This is a genomic window from Hyphobacterium sp. SN044 (assembly GCF_021864465.1).
In the GTDB taxonomy this organism is placed as follows: domain Bacteria; phylum Pseudomonadota; class Alphaproteobacteria; order Caulobacterales; family Maricaulaceae; genus Hyphobacterium.
This window is the reverse complement of the sequence record NZ_JAKKUV010000002.1, coordinates 295,647-314,339: the sequence shown is the minus strand read 5'-3', so window position 1 is coordinate 314,339 and position 18,693 is coordinate 295,647. Positions and strand designations below refer to the sequence as shown.

Sequence of the window (18,693 nt, the reverse complement as noted above, 5' to 3'; positions counted from 1 at the left end):
AGTGTGTGAGCCGCGCGAGTCGCGGGGAGAAAAGGCATGTCCCAGGATAAGAAGCAGAATTTGCAGGACGTGTTTCTGAACGCGGTCCGGAAGTCGAAGACCCCGCTGACGATCTTTCTGGTCAATGGCGTGAAGCTGCAGGGCATTGTCACCTGGTTTGACAATTTCTGTCTTCTGCTGCGCCGCGATGGCCAGTCGCAGCTGGTCTACAAGCACGCAATCTCGACCATCATGCCGTCCCAGCCGGTTTCGCTCTTCGAAGCGGAACGCGATGACGGTGATCAGGACGGCGAGGCTTGATCGAAACCGAAACCCCGGCCGACCGGGTTTACGTCATCCATCCGCAGATCAGCGGGCGCGCCTATGATGTGGACGCCCGGCTGGAAGAGGCATGCGGTCTCGCCGAGGCGCTCGACCTCGAACTCGCCGGCGGGGACATCACCCATGTCCGCGCCATCGATCCGGGCCGCTTCTTCGGGTCCGGCAAGGCGGAACAGATCCGTCTGACTTTGGAAGAGAAGGGCGCCGCCGTTTGCGTCGTCGATGCCAAGCTCTCCCCGGTCCAGCAGCGCAATCTGGAGAAGACCTGGAACGTCAAGGTCGTCGACCGGACGGGCCTGATCCTCGAAATCTTCGGCCGGCGCGCGCGGACCAAGGAAGGCCGGCTGCAGGTCGAACTGGCCCGGCTGGCCTATGAACGTTCGCGTCTGGTGCGCACCTGGACCCACCTCGAACGTCAGCGCGGCGGTGGCGGCTTCCTTGCCGGTCCCGGCGAAACCCAGATCGAGACCGACCGGCGTCTGCTCGCGGACAAGATGGCGAAGCTGCGCCGCGAACTGGATGACGTGCGCCGGACCCGCGCGCTCCACCGCAAGCAGCGTCAGGACGTGCCGTATCCGGTCGTGGCGCTCGTCGGCTACACGAATGCCGGCAAATCGACCCTGTTCAACCGGATCACCGGCGCGCGCGTTCTGGCCAAGGACATGCCCTTCGCGACGCTCGACACCACGGTCCGGGCGTTCGAGACTCCCAGCGGGATCAAGGCGCTGATGTCCGACACGGTCGGGTTTATCATAGACCTGCCGACGGAGCTGATCGCCGCCTTCCGCGCCACGCTGGAAGAGGTGCGGGACGCCGACGTGCTGATCCACGTCATGGACGTTTCGGCTGCGGATTTCGACCTGCATCGCGCGGAGGTGGAATCGATCCTCGACGGTCTCGAAGCCGGTGTGAATCACGGCCAGACGGTGATCGAGGTCTTCAACAAGATCGACTTGTGGAATGACGATCTGGGCGAAGCGCCGCCGAAAAAGGGCGAGGGCGTGTTCGAGACGATCGCCATGTCAGCGCTGACCGGTGAGGGCACGGAACGCTTCATGGCCGCGATCGAGCGCGCCCTGCTGGAGCGGGCCCGCGTCATGACGGTGGAACTCGCGCCGGGCGAGGGCAAGGCGCATGCCTGGCTGCACAGTCACGGCGCGGTCCTGCGTGAGACCACGAACAGCGAGACCGGCGCGATTTCGATGACGGTGCGTCTGACGCCGGAAGATGCGGGCCGGTTCGCCGTGGCCTTCCCGGACCACGGGCAGGAATTCTAGCGCTCGAGCATTTTCGCCTCGACCCAGAGCGCTTCCATCTCGTCCAGAGACGTCTCGTTCATCTTGCGGCCGGCTTCCGACAGGCGCTGCTCGATATGGCGGAAGCGGCGTTCGAACTTGGCATTCGCATCGCGTGCCGAGGATTCCGCGTCCAGCTTCAGCTTTCGTGCGTAATTCACGATAACGAAAAGCAAATCGCCGATTTCCTCGGCGGTCTTTTCAGTGTCGCCACTGGCCGCGGCCTCGCGCACTTCGGCCAGTTCTTCCTCCACCTTGTCCCAGACCCGTTCCGCATCCGGCCAGTCGAACCCGATGGTGGCCGCGCGCTTCTGCAGCTTTTGGGCGCGTTTCAGGGCAGGGAGGCCGAGCGGCACATCGTCAAGGAGGCCGTCGGAACCCTTGCTGTCCTTGCGCTCGGCCGCCTTGATCTCTTCCCAGGCCTGCGTCTGCTCGGCGGAATTGGCGTAGGACGCATCTCCGAAGACGTGCGGATGACGGCGGATCATCTTGTCGCGGATCGACGCCGCGACATCGTTGAAATCGAACAGGCCGGCTTCCTCGGCCATCCGGGCGTGGAAGACGACCTGCAGCAGGAGATCTCCGAGCTCGTCCTTGATCTCGGCCGGATCGCCGCGGCGGATCGCGTCCTCGACCTCATAGGCTTCCTCGATCGTGTAGGGCGCGATCGTCTCGAAGGTCTGCTCCACATCCCACGGGCATCCGGTTTCCGGATCGCGCAGTTTCGCCATGACGGCGAGGAGGTCGGTGAGGGCCAGGTCTGTCGTCTTGAACATCACGATATCAAAGGCGCATAATGAATATTATGAGACATATGGATGGGTGGAATAGCGTGTTTCCAAGCCATTCCATGTGACGCTCAGCCCGTCATAGGCCGGACGCACGCCCTGTGGAAGCCTCATGCAAAGCGCCTCGTAGTCGAGATCAATGTGAAGGTTCGTCAGAACGGCCTCAGGAATTCTCGCTCGATCAATCCAGCCGAGCGCGTCGCTGACGCTTGCGTGCGTCGGATGTTGTTCTTCACGCAAGGCATCGACGATCCACACACGCGTGCCGTCCAGGATACGATACGCGGCGGCCGGCACGCCGTTCACGTCGGGCGAATACGCAATCGGCCCGAACCGGAAACCGGTCGACATGATCGGACCGTGCTCAAGTTCGAACGGAATGATGTCGACCGCGCCGCCCGGACCTTCGACGCGGATCGGTTCACCGAATGCGTCCCAGACATGCGGCGTGAACAATGGCCGGTAGAGTTTCCCGTCACCCAGGAAGGCATAATCAAAGCGCTCGAGCAGTTCTTTTGCCGTATCGCGGCTCATATGCACCGGCATGTGGCGGCGCGCGCGATAGACAAAGGCCCGCAGATCATCGATTCCGTGGGTCTGATCCGCATGATCATGGGTGATCATCACGGCGTCGATGCGCTGCAGGCCGACCGAAAGCGCCTGCGCTCGCAGATCCGGGGATGTATCGATCAGGATATTGGTGGTTTCCCCCGCCGTCAGCGCTTCGTCCGAAGCCGCAGCTTCCACCAGCAAACTACAACGGCGCCTTGCATTTTTGGAATTTCCGGGATCGCACGCGCCCCAGTCGCCGTCGGCGCGCGGCACGCCGCCGGACGACCCGCATCCCAGGATCGTCGCCCGCAGGATCACGGCCGCGGCACCTTGTCGAACAAGGTAAAAAACGCGTCGGTCGTGCGCTGTTCGCACTCTTCCCGCGACCAGTTCTTCACCGCTGCCAGACCGTCGGCGACCGCCGGGAGAAAACTTGGCTCGTTGCGCTGGCCGCGATGCGGTACGGGGGCCAGATACGGGCAATCGGTCTCGATCATCACCTTGTCGCCCGGAACGATATCGCGGAATACGGCGCGGACATCGTCAGCCTTCCTGAAGGTGACAATGCCGGACGCCGCGAAATACGCCCCCAGCTTCACACCGCGTCGGGCGAGGTCCGGGCCGCTGGTGTAGCAGTGCAGAAGCGGGCGGAATGCCCCCTTCCCCATTTCGTCCTCGAGGATGTCCGCCATCATGGCGTCGGCTTCGCGTGTATGGATCACCAGCGGCAGATCGGTCCGTCGCGCCGCTTCGACATGGGCGCGGAAACTCGCGACCTGGTCGGCCTCGGGACTGTAGCCGTAATGGAAGTCGAGCCCGGTTTCGCCGATCCCGACGATGCGCGGATGTTGCGCCAATTCGATCAGTTCGTCGGCCGTGATATCGGGCCGGTCCTTGGCGTGATGGGGATGCGCCCCGATGGTGCACCAGATATCGTCATACCGTTCGGCGATCGCGGAAACCGCAGGAAAATCCTTTAGTTCGCAGCAAATCGTCACCATGCGCACGACGCCAGCGGCCCGTGCGCGTTCAATCACGGCATCGAGGTCCTCGGCGAAGGTTTCGCCATGCAGATTGACGTGACTATCGACCAGCATCGGCGGCCCGGGCGGCTTCCTGCAAGCGGTGGAGCGCGCTCAGCGCCACCTGTTTCGGGTCGAGATAAAGCCCCGCGCCCGCTCCGGCAAGCGCGCGCAGGTCGCGCCACGCCGCCGTCCACGGCTCCGGGTCATGCCCGGCCTGTCCGGTGGCACGGGCGCGTTCCATCGTCCAGGCGAGAATGCGGTCGTTGAAGGCGTCGCGCGCCGCGTCCTTGTCCTTGCCCGTCATTCGGTTGGCGAGCGCGCGCGAGCGCGCCGCATCGAGCCGCGGCAGACCCGACAGCAAGCCGTCCAGCGTCTCGGCGATGTCCTGTACCGGGGAACGGGCCATGGCGAGCGCTTCTCCCGGCAGTCCCTTGCCGCGCCTTGCCCAGTCCTGCGGATCGGACACGCCGCTCTGCCGGGTCAGCCAGGCGGCGGTCGCGTCGATACCGGGCGCACGCAGTGTCAACCGCCGGCAGCGAGAGCGGATCGTCGGCAACAGCTTGCCGGGCGTATGGGTCAGCAGAAAAAGGATGGTGCGCTGCGGCGGTTCTTCCAATGATTTCAAAAGGGCGTTGGCCGCATTCGGATTCATTTCGTCAACGCTGTCGACGATGGCGACGCGCCAGCCGTCGGCGCCGGCACTGAGAGAGAAGAACTCCCCGACCCGCCGCAGCTCGTCGACCGTGATGACCGATTTGAACTTCTTGGTCTTGTCGTCCCAGGGCCGCCGGATCACCAGAAGGCCGGGATGGGACTGCGCCTCGATCCGGCGGCAATTGGGATCGGACGGGTTCGCCGACAGCCCCTCACCGTCCGGTGCCGCACCGAGAATCCGGCGCGCGGCGCGATAAGCCAGGGTCGCCTTGCCCACGCCCGAGGGCCCGGTGATCAGCCAGCCATGATGCAGACGGCCAGAGGCAATGGCGCTGCCGAGTTCGGCCTCGGCCGCCTCATGGCCGGCAAGGTCATAGCGTTCGCGCGGATGCGGGCATCCGGGGCGCCGGTCGGGTTCGTCGGGCAGATCGGTTTCGCTCATGGCGTTCCGAGACGGTTCGATATGACGCCGAGCGCAGCGTCCAGCACGGCTTCCGCCGGCGCACCGCCATCGATGACGGCACAGCGCATCGGCTCGGCTGCGGCGATGTCGAGGAAGGCCTGGCGCAGGCGATCGTGGAACACGCTGCCCTTGGCTTCGAACCGCGTTTCCTTCTCGCCCCGCGCCCATGTGCGCTCCAGCCCGACATTCGGGTCGATATCGACGATCAAGGTCAGGTCCGGCTCGAAATCATCGAGGGCGAACTTGTGGAGCGTGTCGAGGCGCGCGCGGTCCGTGCCGCCGGCCGCGCCCTGATAGGCCCTCGTGGAATCGGCGAAGCGATCACACAGCACCCAGTCGCCGCGCTCGATCGCCGGACGGATGACGCGTTCGACGTGATCGACCCGTGCTGCGTAGAACAGGAGCGCTTCTGAGATCGGCGACCAGCGCTCGACATCGCCGGATAGCAACAACTCCCGGATCGCCTCGGCGTTCGGTGTTCCGCCCGGTTCGCGCGTCCTGACGACGGTCAGCCCGTCGCGTTCGAGCGCTCCTTTGAGCCCCTCGATCAGCGTCGTTTTGCCGGCGCCCTCGCCGCCTTCCAGCGTGATGAACTTTCCCCGCACCGCGTCAACCGCGGATCAGGTGAACGAGCGCATCGGCGGCGCGGCCGAACATGCCTTTCCGCTCAACGGATTGCGCCGCAACGAGCGGAAAACGCTGCGCGTCATAGCCCGGGGCTTCGACGACGAGATGCGCGATCACGTCCCCTTCCGCCACCGGGGCCGGAACCGGACCGTCATAGACGACGGCCACCTGCATGTCGCGGCGCGCGGCGCGCGACAGTCCGATGGAAATATCCTCCTGCGTGACCAGCGCCACATCGCCCGCCCGGCCCATGAAGATCTCGGCCTGTCCCACTTCGGCGCCTGCCTCGAACAAATCGTAGACGGCGAATTCGGCGAAGGCCGCGCGCATCAGGCGTTCGGCCTCGTTGGCGCGGGCCCGTTCCGATCCCATTCCGTTGAACACGATGATGCGGCGTTCGCCATCGCGCACGGCCGAGCCGACAAGGCCATAGCCGCTTTCTTCGGTGTGGCCGGTCTTCAGACCGTCCGCGCCGTCGAACACGCCGAGCAGCGGGTTCCGGTTGAACTGGCGGATGCCGTTATAGGTGTATTCCCGCTCGGCATAGATCTCGTAGAGTTCCGGGTGCTCCTCGATGATGATCGCGCCGAGGCGCGCCAGGTCGAGCGCGCTGATCCGCTGCTGCGGATCCGGCCAGCCGGTCGAGTTCGCGAAGCTGGCGCTGGTCAGGCCCAGCTCGTGCGCGCGGTCGGTCATCATCGCAGCGAAATTCGCTTCCGTTCCGCCGAGTGCTTCGGCGATCACGATGCAGGCGTCATTGCCGGACTGGACGATGATGCCGCGAAGCAGATCATCCACCCGCACACGGCTGTTCACGTCGAGGAACATGGTTGACGACCCCGAAGCCGAACCGCCCCGCCGCCAGGCTTCTTCGGACACCGGCAATTCGTCGTCGAGCGACAGACGCCCCTCGTCGATGGCCTCGAACGCCATCAGCACCGTCATCAGCTTGCTCATCGAGGCCGGCGGCATGGGCTCGCCGCCATTGTGCGACCAGAGCACGGTCTCGGTCTCGACGTCATAGATGACGGCGTGCGTGGCTTCGGTTTCGAAGGTCTGCGCTTGGGCAAAAGGCGCAAGGGCGAAAATCAGAAAGGCGGAAAGAACGGCGCGCACGGGGCTGCGACTCCCTTTGTCGGTTGGCCGGGACTTTGAACGATACAATCGTGTCGGGGATGCGGCGTAAACCCCGCCGTCAGCGCAGAGACACCACCCGTGCGTCGAAAATGCCGTCGGTGCGCAGCGCGGTGCGCGTCATCTCGGCCTCGGCACGGTTTTCCCACTGACCCAGAAGTACGCGGAACACGGTCTGGCCGTTGACGATGGCCTCCTCGATCCACGCATCACCGCGCGGCTCAAGGCGCGCCTGGAGTGCTTGCGCATTGTCCCGGTCGGTGAAGGACCCGGCCTGGATGGTGACGAGGCGCTGCGTGGTTTCGCCATTGGCCCGCATGTCGGCCAGAACCTGCGCGGCAATCGGGTCGTCGCCGGTATTGCTGGCGGTGAAGATTACCGGTGGCGCGGACACGCCCGGCCCGTCGACCGGCCCCAGATAGCGCACGCGCACCTGTGCCAGCCCCTGGCCGATGAAGCCGAGTTCGGTGGCCGCCGCGCGGCTGAGATCGATGATCCGGTCGTCGGCAAACGGTCCGCGATCGTTGAGACGCAACACGACAGTCCGGCCATTCTCCAGATTCGTGACCTCGACGAGGCTTGGAATCGGCAACGTGGTGTGCGCTGCCGTCATCAGATTTTCGTCGAACACTTCGCCGCTGGCGGTCAGACGGCCATGGAATCCCGGCCCGTACCAGGATGCGATCCCGGTCCGGTCATAACTGTCGTCGAAAGCCGGAACATAAGTGCGGCCATTGATCTGATAGGGATTGCCGACGCGCGGTTCGATCCGGCCGCTGGGCCGGGCCGGTTGCGTGACACTCGGCGAGGGCGCAGCGCGCACCACAGCGGTCGTGCGCTGGGGCGTCGAGGCCTCGCGCGGCTCCGGCATGCTGGCGCATGCCGCTGCCACCAAGCATGAAGACAGGATTGCAAGTCGCTGGATTGACATGGATCTGAGTCGCATGACCCCTCGCCCGTATTGCGCAAGCCCAGCCCCAGTCTCCCCGCAAATGGTTATCGCAGAGTAAGCCGCGTTTCCAGATGGCGGTTCATCACGGTTGCGCGGGCGCGCCCGACCCCGCTAATGGGGAGCGCCGGAGGAGTGGCAGAGTGGTCGATTGCGGCGGTCTTGAAAACCGTTGAGCCGCGAGGCTCCGGGGGTTCGAATCCCTCCTCCTCCGCCATCCTCCCGCTCCCGCGGTCAGCCCGCTTCGAAATAGACCCGGCCGGACGAGATGAAGATCTCTCCGACCAGCCGGTCGTCGAAGCCGACATCGGGGCGATAGGCCGTCGGGTAGATATAGACGTCGAGATCGCCCTGGCTGTTCTCTGGCGTGATTTCGCAAACGAGGGTCCGGCCCTCGATGAAGGATTGCCCCGCCGCACCGCCGGAGATGAAGCCGGACTGTTCGCCATCGGGCGAGAACATGCAGGTTGCTCCCTCCGGCCCGTCGGCGGTCCGCAGCGACAGCGTGACCACGACCCACCCGCCCTGCGGCGCCACATCGTCGAGATCGAAGGCAAGCCTGATCCCCTGCCCCTCGGCGTCGATGCCCTCGATCGTCCACACCAGCACGGTGCGCGCCGCATCATTGCGGTCGGCCAGGGCGAAGACGTCTTCCTCCCGCCGCACGAAAGCACTCGCGCTGCCGCCGAAATTGCCGGTGCGTTCAACCGCGCTGACATCGAGAAACTCGTTATAGCCGGCCCCCGTGACCTCGGCCCATTCGCGGCTGTCGGGCATGCCCGGATCCACTTCGGAAGAACACGATACGGCCGCAAGTCCCGCCGGGACGGCCAACGCCAACGCCAGTGTACGAAGCTGCTTCAAGGGGCACCTGTTCCGCTGTCTGTTCCCGATTCCGAACGCGTCTTCGTAGCGGAAAAAACCGAGGCCGCCCATAAAGGCGGCAACGGAAATCAGGAAAACGGTTGTAAACTCGTGCGCCCGCCGTCAAACCAGCGTCCGCGGGGATCAGGCAGGACCGCCGCGCAGGGGGAATTCGAGTATGAGCGACGGCATGTGGACGCGGTGGATGCAAAGGGACCGGCTGGCCTACATCGTCGGATTTGCGATCCTGCTCGTGGTGGCGCTCGTCGCCTACTTCCCGCCGCACAATCTCTCGATTGAAGGAAACGACCAGCTCGATTCCGTCATCCCGCTCTACGAGACGCTTCCTTCTCCGCTCGCGACCCTGTTCCGGCCCGGCTATGTGCACGACCAGCTGATGCACGGCCTGCCGCTCGACATGATGGGCGTGGGTGATCTGAAAATCGTCCGCCTGATCTACGGCATCTTCCCGCAGTATTGGGACACCTCGATCTATTTCACAGTCGCGCTTCTTGCGCTCTATCTCTCGGCCATCCTGCCCTTCCAGGTGGCGCGGCGTCATTTCGCCGGCAAGCCGTGGATGCCGCAGCTCGACCCGGCTGCGGTCGCTTTCGGCGCCGGTGCGGTCGCGTTGATGCCGCACAGCTTTGCCGTGCTCGGTGCGATCATCGGGTTCAACCTGTTCGTCGCCGGCGCCATGCTCAGCCTCGTGCCGAACCGGACCTGGTCGGCGCTCGGCCTGTTCCTGTTGGCGGCGATGTTCGCGGATTTCGTGCTGGGCGGCCTTTTCTATTATCCGGCCGCGCTGGTGGCCTTCGCCATTTTCGGCGGAATGAACGGGAATTGGCGACCGCTGAAGCTCGTCGCCCTCGGCCTCCTGATCACCATCTTCATCGAATACCGGCTGTTCTGGGGCTTGCTCTTCTCGGATACCGAAAGCCACCGCGTCGTGTGGATGGAAGGCCGGCATTTCGTGTTCGGGAATGTTTTCAACGGCACATACTGGACGCGCGCACTCACCGAGGCGCAGTCCCTGATCAACGGCACCACCGCGCATTATCATTATCAGTGGAATACCGCCCTGATCCTGCCGGTCACGACCGGGGTCGCGATCCTGGCCTATATCCTGGTCTGGAGCGTCGTGTCCGTCCGCGGCCGCGCCCTCGCCGCGATCCCGCCAAGCGACACGCGCCTCCTCGTCTGGATCGCCGGAACGATGGCGCTGATGGGGCTGGTCGCGTTCGGCTTCGGCATCGTTCAGAGCAACATGCTCGACTTCGAGGCGCTGGTCGGGGTTCCGGTCCAGCTTTCGCGCTTCATCGTCGTGCTCCCCTTCCTCTCAGTCGTACTGCTGGCAGTCGCGGTTCATCTCGCGAGCGAATGGCTCTGGTGGGGAGTGAAGACCGGTCTGGTCGCGGTCGCTCTGGGTGCCCTTGCCATGACGATCCATGTTCCGCTCGAACGCCGACTCGACAACATCGCCTTCCATGCCGAGCACGGATGGGACAACCCGTACGTCGCCCAGTACACAGTCGGGACCTATTTCAGCCGCGGCATGTATGACGAAGTGCGCGCCTATCTCGGTGCCGACTGGCCGGAGGAAAGGGTGGTCACGGTCGGCCTGCCTACGATGGCGGCTGCGTATAACGGATTCCATACGCTCGACGGCTACTACCAAGCGCATCCGCTCGATTTTCACCTCGCTTTCCGGCGGGTGATCGCGCCGGCCCTCGAGCGCGATCCGGCCCGCGCCAGCAATTATGACGGCTGGGGAAATCGCGTCGAAGTACCCGTCACGACCTACAACGCGGACGGCACGATCGAGGTCTTCATCGACGGATGCGCGCTCGCGGACATCGGCGGAACGCTCGTCCTGTCGCAGTACCAGCTGTCCAATCCGGACGACAGCCAACTGCGCCGCGAGGCGTTTATCTCGGGCAGCACGGACGGGCTCACCGGCAACATCTTCCTCTACCGGCCGGCCTGCGGTGAAGCGGTAGCTGGTGAAGCGGACCCAGGCGAAGGTTGACGCAAACCGGGGGCTCGCATAGCTCTCGCCGCGCATTTTGAGGGGCATCGGGAACAGGACCATGGTGGATCGCAATTTCTGGAAGGGACGCCGCGTCCTCGTCACCGGCCATACCGGCTTCAAGGGCGGATGGCTGTCGCTGTGGCTGACGGAAATGGGCGCGGAAGTCACCGGGCTCGCCCTCGATCCCGCCACCGATCCGTCCCTGTTCTCCGTCACCCGCTTGTCCGAACGCCTGGATGATCGCCGCGGCGATATCGCGGATCTGAAGACCGTAGATGAGGCCTTCGCCGCTGCACGTCCCGAGGTGCTCTTCCACATGGCGGCCCAGCCACTGGTGCGCCGTTCCTACAACGACCCGGTCGAAACCTATCGCTCCAACGTGCTCGGCACCGCGCACGTTCTCGATGCGGCGCGGCGATGCGACACGCTCCGCTCCATCGTCGTGGTCACGTCGGACAAGTGTTACGAAAACGAGGAATGGTACTGGGCCTATCGCGAGACCGACCGGCTCGGCGGCAAGGACCCCTATTCGAACTCCAAGGGCTGCACCGAACTCGTCGCTTCGTCTTTCCGCCAGAGTTATTTCACCGCCGACGCGGCCAGCGGCAAGGCCAGCCCGGCCCGGCTCGCGACCGTGCGCGCCGGCAATGTGATCGGCGGTGGCGACTGGAGTGAGGACCGGCTCGTTCCAGACATCATCCGGGCCATTCTCGCGGGCGGCACGGTGGAAATCCGCAACCCGTCGGCCACCCGCCCGTGGCAACACGTCATGGAGCCGCTGCGCGGCTATATCATGCTGGCCGAGCGCGTCTTCGAGGGCCACAATGATGTCGAGTACAATTTCGGCCCCGACATCGACAACGAGCGCACGGTCGGCGAACTCGTCGACCGCCTGACGACGCTCTTCCCGTCGGCCAAGGGGCGGCACGCAACCGACAAGAAACATCCCAAGGAAGCGCAATTCCTGCGGCTCGATTCCTCCCGCGCCAAGGCCGAACTCGACTGGCACCCCGTCCTGGGACTCGAGGACACGCTGAAAACGACTGCCGACTGGTTCATCGCCTGGATGGACGGGGCGGACATGCAGGAAGTCACCCTGCGCCAGCTGCGCGACTACGCGGAGAAGGCCGCGCGCTAGGCCAGGAGTTCGCGCAAGCGCGCATGCATCGCGATGTGCGTGTTCAGGTCGGCCACGATGGCTGGCCGATCGCCATCAAGGGCGCGGAACCACGCCCCCAGTTCAAGCCGAAGCGTACTCGATAGCGCGTTGAATCGCGGCTCGAGCGCAACCGCCTGACCCGCCCGCGCCAGGCGCGCAGGCGCTCTTGCGAAATCGAGCACGAAATTCCGTCCATCGCGGCAATCGATTTCCAGCCGGCGCGTCCGTTCCGGCATCGCCTTGCTGGCGAAGAGGCGGAAGGTCCGCTCACCCTCGCGCAGTGACAATTGCCCCGAACGCACGCCGCGCTCGGATGCCTGCTCCATTCGCCAGTCCGGCTCGCTACCGGCAATCACGCCGAAGATCGACAGGGCGTGTGGCAAGATATCGTCGAGCAGGCTGATTTCGTCATGCGTCCGCTTCACATGGCCATGGCGGACTTCCGCATCGGGGTCTTCCCAGTGCAGGGTCGCCGTACCTGACCAGCTGCCCAGCACCTCGCCAAGCGCGTGTAATTCAGGTAGCAGGCTGAACTCGACCCCCAGGCCGAAGACCAGTCCGGCGTCCGCAGCCCGTTGGGCCAAACGTGCGCTCGCGGCCGGATCCGCACTGAACGGCTTTTCGACCAGGGACGGCACTCCGGCGCGCAGGCACATTTCGAGGTCGCGGATATGATCCCCCGGCCGCGAAGCGATCAGGGCACTGCCCCCTGAACCGAGGTCTCGAAGTGCTGCCTCCGCGTCGCTGGTTACCACCGCGCCCGCAAGGCGTGCGTTCCCGGCCTGCCAGGCCAACGTGTCGTCCAGATTGCTGCGTGCGATCAGCGCGACCCCCTCGCCGGAGCCGCGCGCGCCCGCAGCCACGCCTGCCCAGACACGGCCCCACCGGCCGGCACCGAAGATGACGAGCGGGCGCGGTTCAGTCGCTGCTGCCCAGTAATCTTCAAGCGTTTGGAGCGCGTTCGGCATCGTCATGTCCGTGCGAGAAGGTCCAGACCCGATGGCCGACATAGGCGATCACGGTGTAGACGCTGAAGGCGAGGAATTGGGCAAACGCGTCCGGAATTGGCGCGTAGGTCAACAGCACTTGCAGAACCAGCAGGTTCACGCCGTACGCCACCGCCACGACAACCGAGAACCGCAGAGCCGCTGCCCACTGCCGCCCTGTGTGTCGGAACACGAAATTCCGGTTGAACAGGTAGGACATCGCAAGGCCGAAGATCAGCGTCGCGAAATTCGCCGGCACGTTGGGAACGTCGAAGACGAGGACCAGCGTGAACAGGAACAGATAGGACGCCGCAGTGACGATCAGGCCGAACAGCGCGTAGCGCCGCGCCGTGGCATCGACCACCTGCCTGAGTTTCGTAAAAAGGCTTCCCATCCTGTCCCCGCCTTGCGCCAAAAAGGGTTTTACGCTTTGCCCCGGGCCGGTTTCGTGCGACACGGCCCGCAGGCAGGAAGCCAAGAAGGGACGACTTACCATGCAGCCGGACAGTGGCAAGACAGTCACTCAGGAAAAAGTTTCCGAGGATTTCGACCGGTATGTCGAGAGCTATACCCAGCAGATCGACGACGCGGTGTCCTTCTCCGGTCTGAAGGCGGATTTCTTCGTCAAGGCGAAGTGCGAATACTTGCTGCGGTTGACGGAACGCTATCTGGGTTCGAATGCCGATCTCCACGTGCTCGATCTCGGCTGCGGCGTCGCCAGCTATCACCATCATCTGGTGACGAAATACAAGAGCCTCACCGGCATCGACGTTTCCCGCAAGAGCATCGAATACGCGGAACAGCATAACGAGAACGTCCGGTATGACGTCTATCCCGGCGGCACCCTGCCCTATGACGACAACCAGTTCGACGTCGCCTTCGCCGTCTGCGTGATGCACCACGTGCCGACCGGCGACTGGCCCGTTTTCGTCGAGCAGATGAAGCGCGTGCTGAAGCCGGGCGGCCTCGGCGTCGTGTTCGAGCACAATCCGGTCAACCCGCTGACCTGGCGCATCGTCTCGAACTGTCCGATCGATGCTGACGCGGTTCTCCTGAAGCAAAAAGAAATCCGGGCCCTGTTCGAGGACGCCGGGTTCGATGCAATCCGTACGCGCTCGATCCTGTCCATTCCGCCAATTGCCGGGCCGCTTTACCCGGTGGACGAGACGCTCGGCCTCATCGGCCTCGGAGCGCAATACTACATGACGGCGCGCAAACCGCTCGGCTGAATTCCGGCACAGGATTGTCACATAGCGAAAACGGTGCGTTTTCGATCTGGATAGGGCTTTACAAGCGCGCTAGGCCCCGTTCATAACCCGCTCGCCGCACGGGGGCGCATCAGCTTGATGCGGCAAGGAACAACAGGGGGTTCCCATCAAAACGGTCTTGCTCGCAGGCGGACTCGGAACACGTCTTTCCGAGGAAACGCAACTGAAACCCAAGCCGATGGTCGAAGTCGGCGGGGAACCGATCCTGTCCCACATCATGCGGATCTACGCCGCATCCGGGTTCAATGATTTCGTCGTGTGCTGCGGCTACAAGGGCGAGATCATCAAGGAATACTACGCCAGCTATTTCCTGCGGAATTCCGACGTTCAGGTCGATCTCAACACGGGTGAGGTCAACTATCTCAATACCTGCGCGGAGGACTGGAAGGTGACGATGATCGACACCGGCCAGGACACGCTGACCGGTGGCCGCCTGAAGCGCGTGGCACCCTATCTGGGTAACGAGACCTTCTCCCTCACCTACGGCGATGGCGTCAGCGACGTGAAGGTCCGCGACATCTACGACTTCCACAAGAAGCACGGAAAGCTCGCGACCGTCATGGCCGTCCCGTCTCCGGGCCGTTTCGGCATCCTCGAGATGGACGGGCCGGAAGTGAATGCCTTCCGCGAGAAGCCCACCAACGAGATGGGCTTCATCAATGGCGGCTTCTTCATTCTGGAGCCGGGCGTCATCGACTACATCGAAGGCGACTCCACGACCTGGGAGCGCGATCCGCTGGAGCGGCTCGCTGCCGACGGTCAGCTTAACGCCTTCATCCACAAGGGCTTCTGGAAGCCCATGGATACGCTTCGGGACAAGATGGATCTCGAGGCCATGGTTAGAAACGGTACCGCGCCCTGGCTCAAGACCGCCCGCGCGTAAAAGGGAAATCCACGATGTCTGACGGTCTGATCCATATCGACTCCTGCGAAGTCTGCGGCTCGAAAACCCTCGAACCGGCCCTCGATCTCGGCAAGCACCCGATGTGCGACGATCTCGTCGAAGTCGGCAATGACCGGGTGTGCAAGGAATACCCGATCGAGATCCTCTACTGCCCGGTCTGCGCCACCGCGCACCAGAAGTACCAGGTGCCAAAGGCCGAACTCTTCCCATCGAACTACCACTACCGCTCGCGTCACACGAAGGACGTGCTCGACGGCATGCAGAAGCTGGTCAGGGAATGCGAGGAGCAGATCGGCTCGCTGAAGGGCAAGAAGGTCGTCGATATCGGCTGCAATGACGGCAGCCTGCTCGGCTTCTTCCGTGACGCCGGCGCCGAGACCTACGGCATCGAACCGACCGGCGCAGCCAAGGAAGCCAACGCCAACGGTCACACCGTCTGGGAAGAATTCCTCACCGAGGAAATCGCCGAGCGTTTCGTCTCGAAATTCGGCAAGGCCGATGTCATCACCTTCACGAACGTCTTCGCCCACATCGAGGATCTGCCCGCCGTCCTGCGCGCGCTGCAGACCATGATGCACGAAGACACCGCGCTCGTGGTCGAGAACCATTATCTCGGCGCGGTTCTGGACCGCCGCCAGTTCGACACCTTCTACCACGAGCACCCGCGGACCTATTCCTACCAGTCCTTCGCCTACATCGCCGACACGCTGGGCCGCCGCATCATCCGCGCGGAATTCCCCAAGCGCTACGGCGGCAATATCCGCGTCATCATGCAAGGCAAGCAGACCGGGGCCGGGCACGACCAATTCGCCGAGCGCAAGGCGATCGAGGCCGATTTCGGTCCGCGTCTGAAGAAGATGCAGGGCGAGATCGAGACCTGGAAGAAGCGCAAGTCCGCGGAAATCGACGCCGCGTTCAAGAAATACGGCAAGCTGCCGGCGAAGGCCTTCCCGGGCCGTTCCGCCATTCCGGTGAAGCTGCTCGGTCTCGACGCCGACACGATCGAACGCGTCTATGAAAAGCCGACCTCGGCCAAGGTGGGTCACTATGTACCCGGCACGCGGATCGTGATCGCCTCGGACGACGATTTCGACCCGGCGAACCATGACGGCCCGATCCTGAACCTCGCCTGGCATATCGGCGCCGAGATCGAGGGCTATATGCGCGATCGCGGCTTCAAGGGCGAGTTCATCAACATCATCTCGCCGTCCGATTTCGAATAGACTTCAATGGGCGCCGATGGCGCGACGGAGTTTCGCGTGAGCAAGCTGATCTCGATCATCATTCCCGTCTATAACGAGGAAGATAATATCGAGCGCACTTTCGCCGAACTCCAGCGCGTGACCGGCGCCATCGAAGGCTACGATTTCGAATTCATCTTCACCGACAACCGGTCGACGGACGGTACATTCGCAAAGCTGGCCGTGCTGGCGCGCGACCATGCGAATGTCCGGGTCGCGCGCTTTGCCCGGAATTTCGGTTTCCACAAATCGGTCCTGACCGGCTATCGCCTCGCGAACGGCGACGCCGCAATCCAGGTCGACGCCGACCTTCAGGATCCTCCCTCCCTCTTCGTCGACTTCATCAGGAAGTGGGAAGAAGGCCATGACGTGGTCGTCGGCATCCGCCGCAAGCGGATCGAGCATGGACTGCTCGTTCAGGGCCGGAAGATGTATTACCGGCTTCTGGCTAAGCTCGATGGCCCTCACCTGATTGCGGACGCTGGCGACTTCCGCCTGATCGACAAGTCGGTGATCGAGGCCCTGCGCCGCATCAACGATGCGCACCCCTATCTCCGCGGCCTGATCTCGTCGCTGGCGAGGAACCAGACCGGCATCGTATACGACCGCAACGAACGCCTGCACGGCCAGAGCAAATTCCCGATCGGCAATCTCATCCGGATGGGCACGGAGGGCATCATCGCCCATTCGCGCCTGCCGCTGAATTTCGCCTTCTATATCGGGATGCTGACTCCGCTCCTCGCCCTGGTCTGCATTCTCTTCTTCACGATCAGCCGGCTGGTGTGGAGCGCTGAATGGCCTCCCGGCCTCGCGATCACGCTTGTGCTCATCCTGGCCTCGATCGGCCTCAACGGCCTCTTCATGGGCATTCTTGGCGCCTATATCGGCCGCATCTACGACCAGGTGCGTCAGCGCCCGACCACGATCGTCGCCGACATGCTGAACTTCGACGGCGTGCCGGAGGGTGTCGAGGACCATTCAATCCTGCCGCCCGATCGGCACGCGCCCCGGTAAAACCCATTCCGGCATCCTTCGGCCAGTGGGACAATGCGAAACGCAGATGGCCAAAACCGGGATGCCGCTGAGATGAACCGGAGACGCTTTCTCGCCGGGATCAGCGTGTCGCTTGCCGCCCCCGGCATGGCAGCCGCCGGGCGCCCGCCACGGAACGTGCTCATCGTCGGGGCGGGCGTTGCAGGTCTTGCGGCAGCGAATGCGTTATCGGTTCGCGGCGCCCGGGTCACATTGATCGAAGCGCGGGATCGTATTGGCGGTCGGGTTCACACGAGCCGGTTGTGGCCGGACATGCCCGCTGATCTTGGCGCATCGTGGATTCATGGAGCGCGCGGCAATCCGTTGACCGCACTCGCAAGGGACGCCGGCGCCGAAACCCTTGTCACCCGCTACGACAGCGCTGCGCTCTACATCACTCCGGACCTCGCTGCGATCGGCGTGAACGGTCGCGGCACCGCCTGGACGTCGGGCCTCGTCGAGCGCGCAATGGAAGCGGCAGAAGACGCCGATGCCGACATGTCGATCCGCGAAGCGATCGAACGGATCAGCCCCGAACGCGAGCGTTCGCCGGTACGGACCGCACAACTCGAACATTACCTCGCAGGCGAGTTCGAACAGGAATACGCCGGCAGCACACGTGAATTATCCGCCTGGTGGACAGGAAGAGACGGGGAATTCGGCGGCAACGACGTCATGTTTCCCCGAGGTTTCAGCCAGCTCATCAATCATCTGTCTCGCGATCAGGCCATCCGTCTCGATGCCCGCGTCGTCCATGTGCGATGGGGTGGTCGGGACGTGGAAGTCGAACTCGAGTCCGGCGAACGCCTTCGCGGCGACAGGGTGATCATCACCGTTCCGCTGGGCGTGCTGAAGCAGAACGAGATCCGCTTCTCTCCCGCTCTGCCGGATGACAAGCAGACAGCGATCGAACGCCTCGGCATGGGGTTGCTTAACAAGCAGTTCCTGCGGTTTCGGACCCCCTTCTGGCCGGTCGATAGCGATTGGCATGAATGCCTCAAACGCGAACCGGGGCGCTGGTCGCAATGGCTAAGCCTGGCGCGCACCGGCGCGCCAGTGCTGGTTGGCTTCGCTGCGGGTGACGACGCCCGGCAGATCGAGAGTCTCGAAGATCGCGCGATTGCCTCCGAGGCTATGGCCACACTCCGCACGATGTTCGGGTCGGCGACGCCGGAGCCGGTCGCCACACAGACAACGCGCTGGTCCCGCGACCCGTTCGCTTTGGGTTCCTACTCGTTCAGTGCCGTCGGCAGCAGGCCCTCGGACCGGACAGCGCTCGCACGGCCCGAGGCTGGTGGACGCCTTTGTTTTGCGGGCGAAGCCTGCAGCCGGGAATATCCGGGAACGGTGCACGGTGCCTATCTCTCCGGACGAGCGGCTGGTGAATCCTGAGGCCGCT

19 protein-coding genes and 1 tRNA gene are annotated in these 18,693 nt (G+C 63.9%); 10 read left to right on the top strand and 10 right to left on the bottom strand.

Translation table 11 applies throughout. The annotated features are described in order from the left end of the window. Positions 1–36 precede the first annotated feature (36 nt). Both hfq and hflX read left to right on the top strand, forming a co-directional pair. Entirely contained in the window at positions 37–300 is a 264-nt protein-coding gene (gene hfq / locus L5876_RS04485; protein WP_039710837.1) for an RNA chaperone Hfq, read from the top strand. Continuing rightward, positions 297–1,598: a GTPase HflX gene (gene hflX / locus L5876_RS04480; protein ID WP_236954900.1), complete on the top strand. Its 1,302-nt coding sequence runs from the start codon at positions 297–299 to the stop codon at positions 1,596–1,598. The genes hfq and hflX overlap by 4 nt, the downstream gene beginning before the upstream one ends. Here the strand turns inward: hflX and mazG are convergent. From mazG to L5876_RS14755, 7 genes are all read right to left on the bottom strand, one after another. Continuing rightward, positions 1,595–2,392, bottom strand: coding sequence for a nucleoside triphosphate pyrophosphohydrolase (mazG, locus tag L5876_RS04475; RefSeq protein WP_236954899.1), 798 nt, complete (start codon positions 2,390–2,392; stop codon positions 1,595–1,597). The genes hflX and mazG overlap by 4 nt on opposite strands. A gap of 27 nt (positions 2,393–2,419) precedes the next feature. Next, positions 2,420–3,274, bottom strand: coding sequence for an MBL fold metallo-hydrolase (locus L5876_RS04470; RefSeq protein WP_236954898.1), 855 nt, complete (start codon positions 3,272–3,274; stop codon positions 2,420–2,422). Continuing rightward, positions 3,271–4,053: a TatD family hydrolase gene (locus tag L5876_RS04465; RefSeq protein ID WP_236954897.1), complete on the bottom strand. Its 783-nt coding sequence runs from the start codon at positions 4,051–4,053 to the stop codon at positions 3,271–3,273. The genes L5876_RS04470 and L5876_RS04465 overlap by 4 nt, the downstream gene beginning before the upstream one ends. Then, positions 4,040–5,077, bottom strand: coding sequence for a DNA polymerase III subunit delta' (locus L5876_RS04460; RefSeq protein WP_236954896.1), 1,038 nt, complete (start codon positions 5,075–5,077; stop codon positions 4,040–4,042). The genes L5876_RS04465 and L5876_RS04460 overlap by 14 nt, the downstream gene beginning before the upstream one ends. Further along, positions 5,074–5,703 (bottom strand): dTMP kinase, encoded by a 630-nt coding sequence (tmk, locus tag L5876_RS04455; protein WP_236954895.1) that lies wholly within the window; start codon positions 5,701–5,703, stop codon positions 5,074–5,076. Before tmk ends, L5876_RS04460 begins: the two co-directional genes overlap by 4 nt. A gap of 4 nt (positions 5,704–5,707) precedes the next feature. Continuing rightward, positions 5,708–6,841, bottom strand: coding sequence for a D-alanyl-D-alanine carboxypeptidase family protein (locus L5876_RS04450; RefSeq protein ID WP_236954894.1), 1,134 nt, complete (start codon positions 6,839–6,841; stop codon positions 5,708–5,710). Positions 6,842–6,920: 79 nt separating this feature from the next. Next, positions 6,921–7,730, bottom strand: a complete 810-nt coding sequence (locus L5876_RS14755; RefSeq protein ID WP_272906838.1) for a septal ring lytic transglycosylase RlpA family protein — start codon at positions 7,728–7,730, stop codon at positions 6,921–6,923. Positions 7,731–7,937: 207 nt separating this feature from the next. Between L5876_RS14755 and L5876_RS04435 the strand changes: the two genes are divergently transcribed. Continuing rightward, positions 7,938–8,025, top strand: a tRNA-Ser gene (locus L5876_RS04435). A 17-nt stretch (positions 8,026–8,042) separates the two neighbouring features. On the opposite strand, the gene L5876_RS04430 is transcribed toward L5876_RS04435, so the two are convergent. Next, positions 8,043–8,585, bottom strand: coding sequence for a hypothetical protein (locus L5876_RS04430; protein WP_236954893.1), 543 nt, complete (start codon positions 8,583–8,585; stop codon positions 8,043–8,045). 265 nt (positions 8,586–8,850) lie between these two features. Here L5876_RS04430 and L5876_RS04425 point away from each other — a divergent pair, with 265 nt between their 5' ends. After that, on the top strand, positions 8,851–10,701 hold the full coding sequence (locus L5876_RS04425) for a DUF6044 family protein (RefSeq protein ID WP_236954892.1): 1,851 nt from the start codon (positions 8,851–8,853) through the stop codon (positions 10,699–10,701). A 61-nt stretch (positions 10,702–10,762) separates the two neighbouring features. Further along, complete coding sequence (gene rfbG, locus L5876_RS04420) at positions 10,763–11,842, top strand: CDP-glucose 4,6-dehydratase (RefSeq protein ID WP_236954891.1); 1,080 nt, start codon at positions 10,763–10,765, stop codon at positions 11,840–11,842. On the opposite strand, the gene L5876_RS04415 is transcribed toward rfbG, so the two are convergent. Both L5876_RS04415 and L5876_RS04410 read right to left on the bottom strand, forming a co-directional pair. Continuing rightward, the gene (locus tag L5876_RS04415) at positions 11,839–12,831 is read right to left on the bottom strand and encodes a Gfo/Idh/MocA family oxidoreductase (protein ID WP_236954890.1); all 993 of its coding nucleotides are present in this window, start codon (positions 12,829–12,831) and stop codon (positions 11,839–11,841) included. The two genes, rfbG and L5876_RS04415, sit on opposite strands and share 4 nt — an antisense overlap. Next, positions 12,806–13,243 (bottom strand): GtrA family protein, encoded by a 438-nt coding sequence (locus L5876_RS04410; RefSeq protein WP_236954889.1) that lies wholly within the window; start codon positions 13,241–13,243, stop codon positions 12,806–12,808. Before L5876_RS04410 ends, L5876_RS04415 begins: the two co-directional genes overlap by 26 nt. Positions 13,244–13,343: 100 nt before the next feature. On the opposite strand from L5876_RS04410, the gene L5876_RS04405 reads away from it, so the two are divergent. The 5 genes from L5876_RS04405 to L5876_RS04385 all read left to right on the top strand — a co-directional run bounded on the left by L5876_RS04405 (position 13,344) and on the right by L5876_RS04385 (position 18,686). Beyond that, positions 13,344–14,078, top strand: coding sequence for a class I SAM-dependent methyltransferase (locus L5876_RS04405; RefSeq protein WP_236954888.1), 735 nt, complete (start codon positions 13,344–13,346; stop codon positions 14,076–14,078). Positions 14,079–14,223: 145 nt separating this feature from the next. Continuing rightward, positions 14,224–15,000: a glucose-1-phosphate cytidylyltransferase gene (gene rfbF, locus L5876_RS04400; RefSeq protein WP_236955036.1), complete on the top strand. Its 777-nt coding sequence runs from the start codon at positions 14,224–14,226 to the stop codon at positions 14,998–15,000. A 14-nt stretch (positions 15,001–15,014) separates the two neighbouring features. Further along, positions 15,015–16,244 carry a class I SAM-dependent methyltransferase gene (locus L5876_RS04395; RefSeq protein WP_236954887.1) on the top strand — a complete coding sequence of 410 codons (1,230 nt, stop codon included), beginning with the start codon at positions 15,015–15,017 and terminating at the stop codon, positions 16,242–16,244. Positions 16,245–16,280: 36 nt separating this feature from the next. After that, the gene (locus L5876_RS04390; RefSeq protein WP_236954886.1) at positions 16,281–17,276 is read left to right on the top strand and encodes a glycosyltransferase family 2 protein; all 996 of its coding nucleotides are present in this window, start codon (positions 16,281–16,283) and stop codon (positions 17,274–17,276) included. Positions 17,277–17,432: 156 nt separating this feature from the next. Next, positions 17,433–18,686, top strand: a complete 1,254-nt coding sequence (locus L5876_RS04385; protein ID WP_236954885.1) for an NAD(P)/FAD-dependent oxidoreductase — start codon at positions 17,433–17,435, stop codon at positions 18,684–18,686. Positions 18,687–18,693 lie beyond the last annotated feature (7 nt).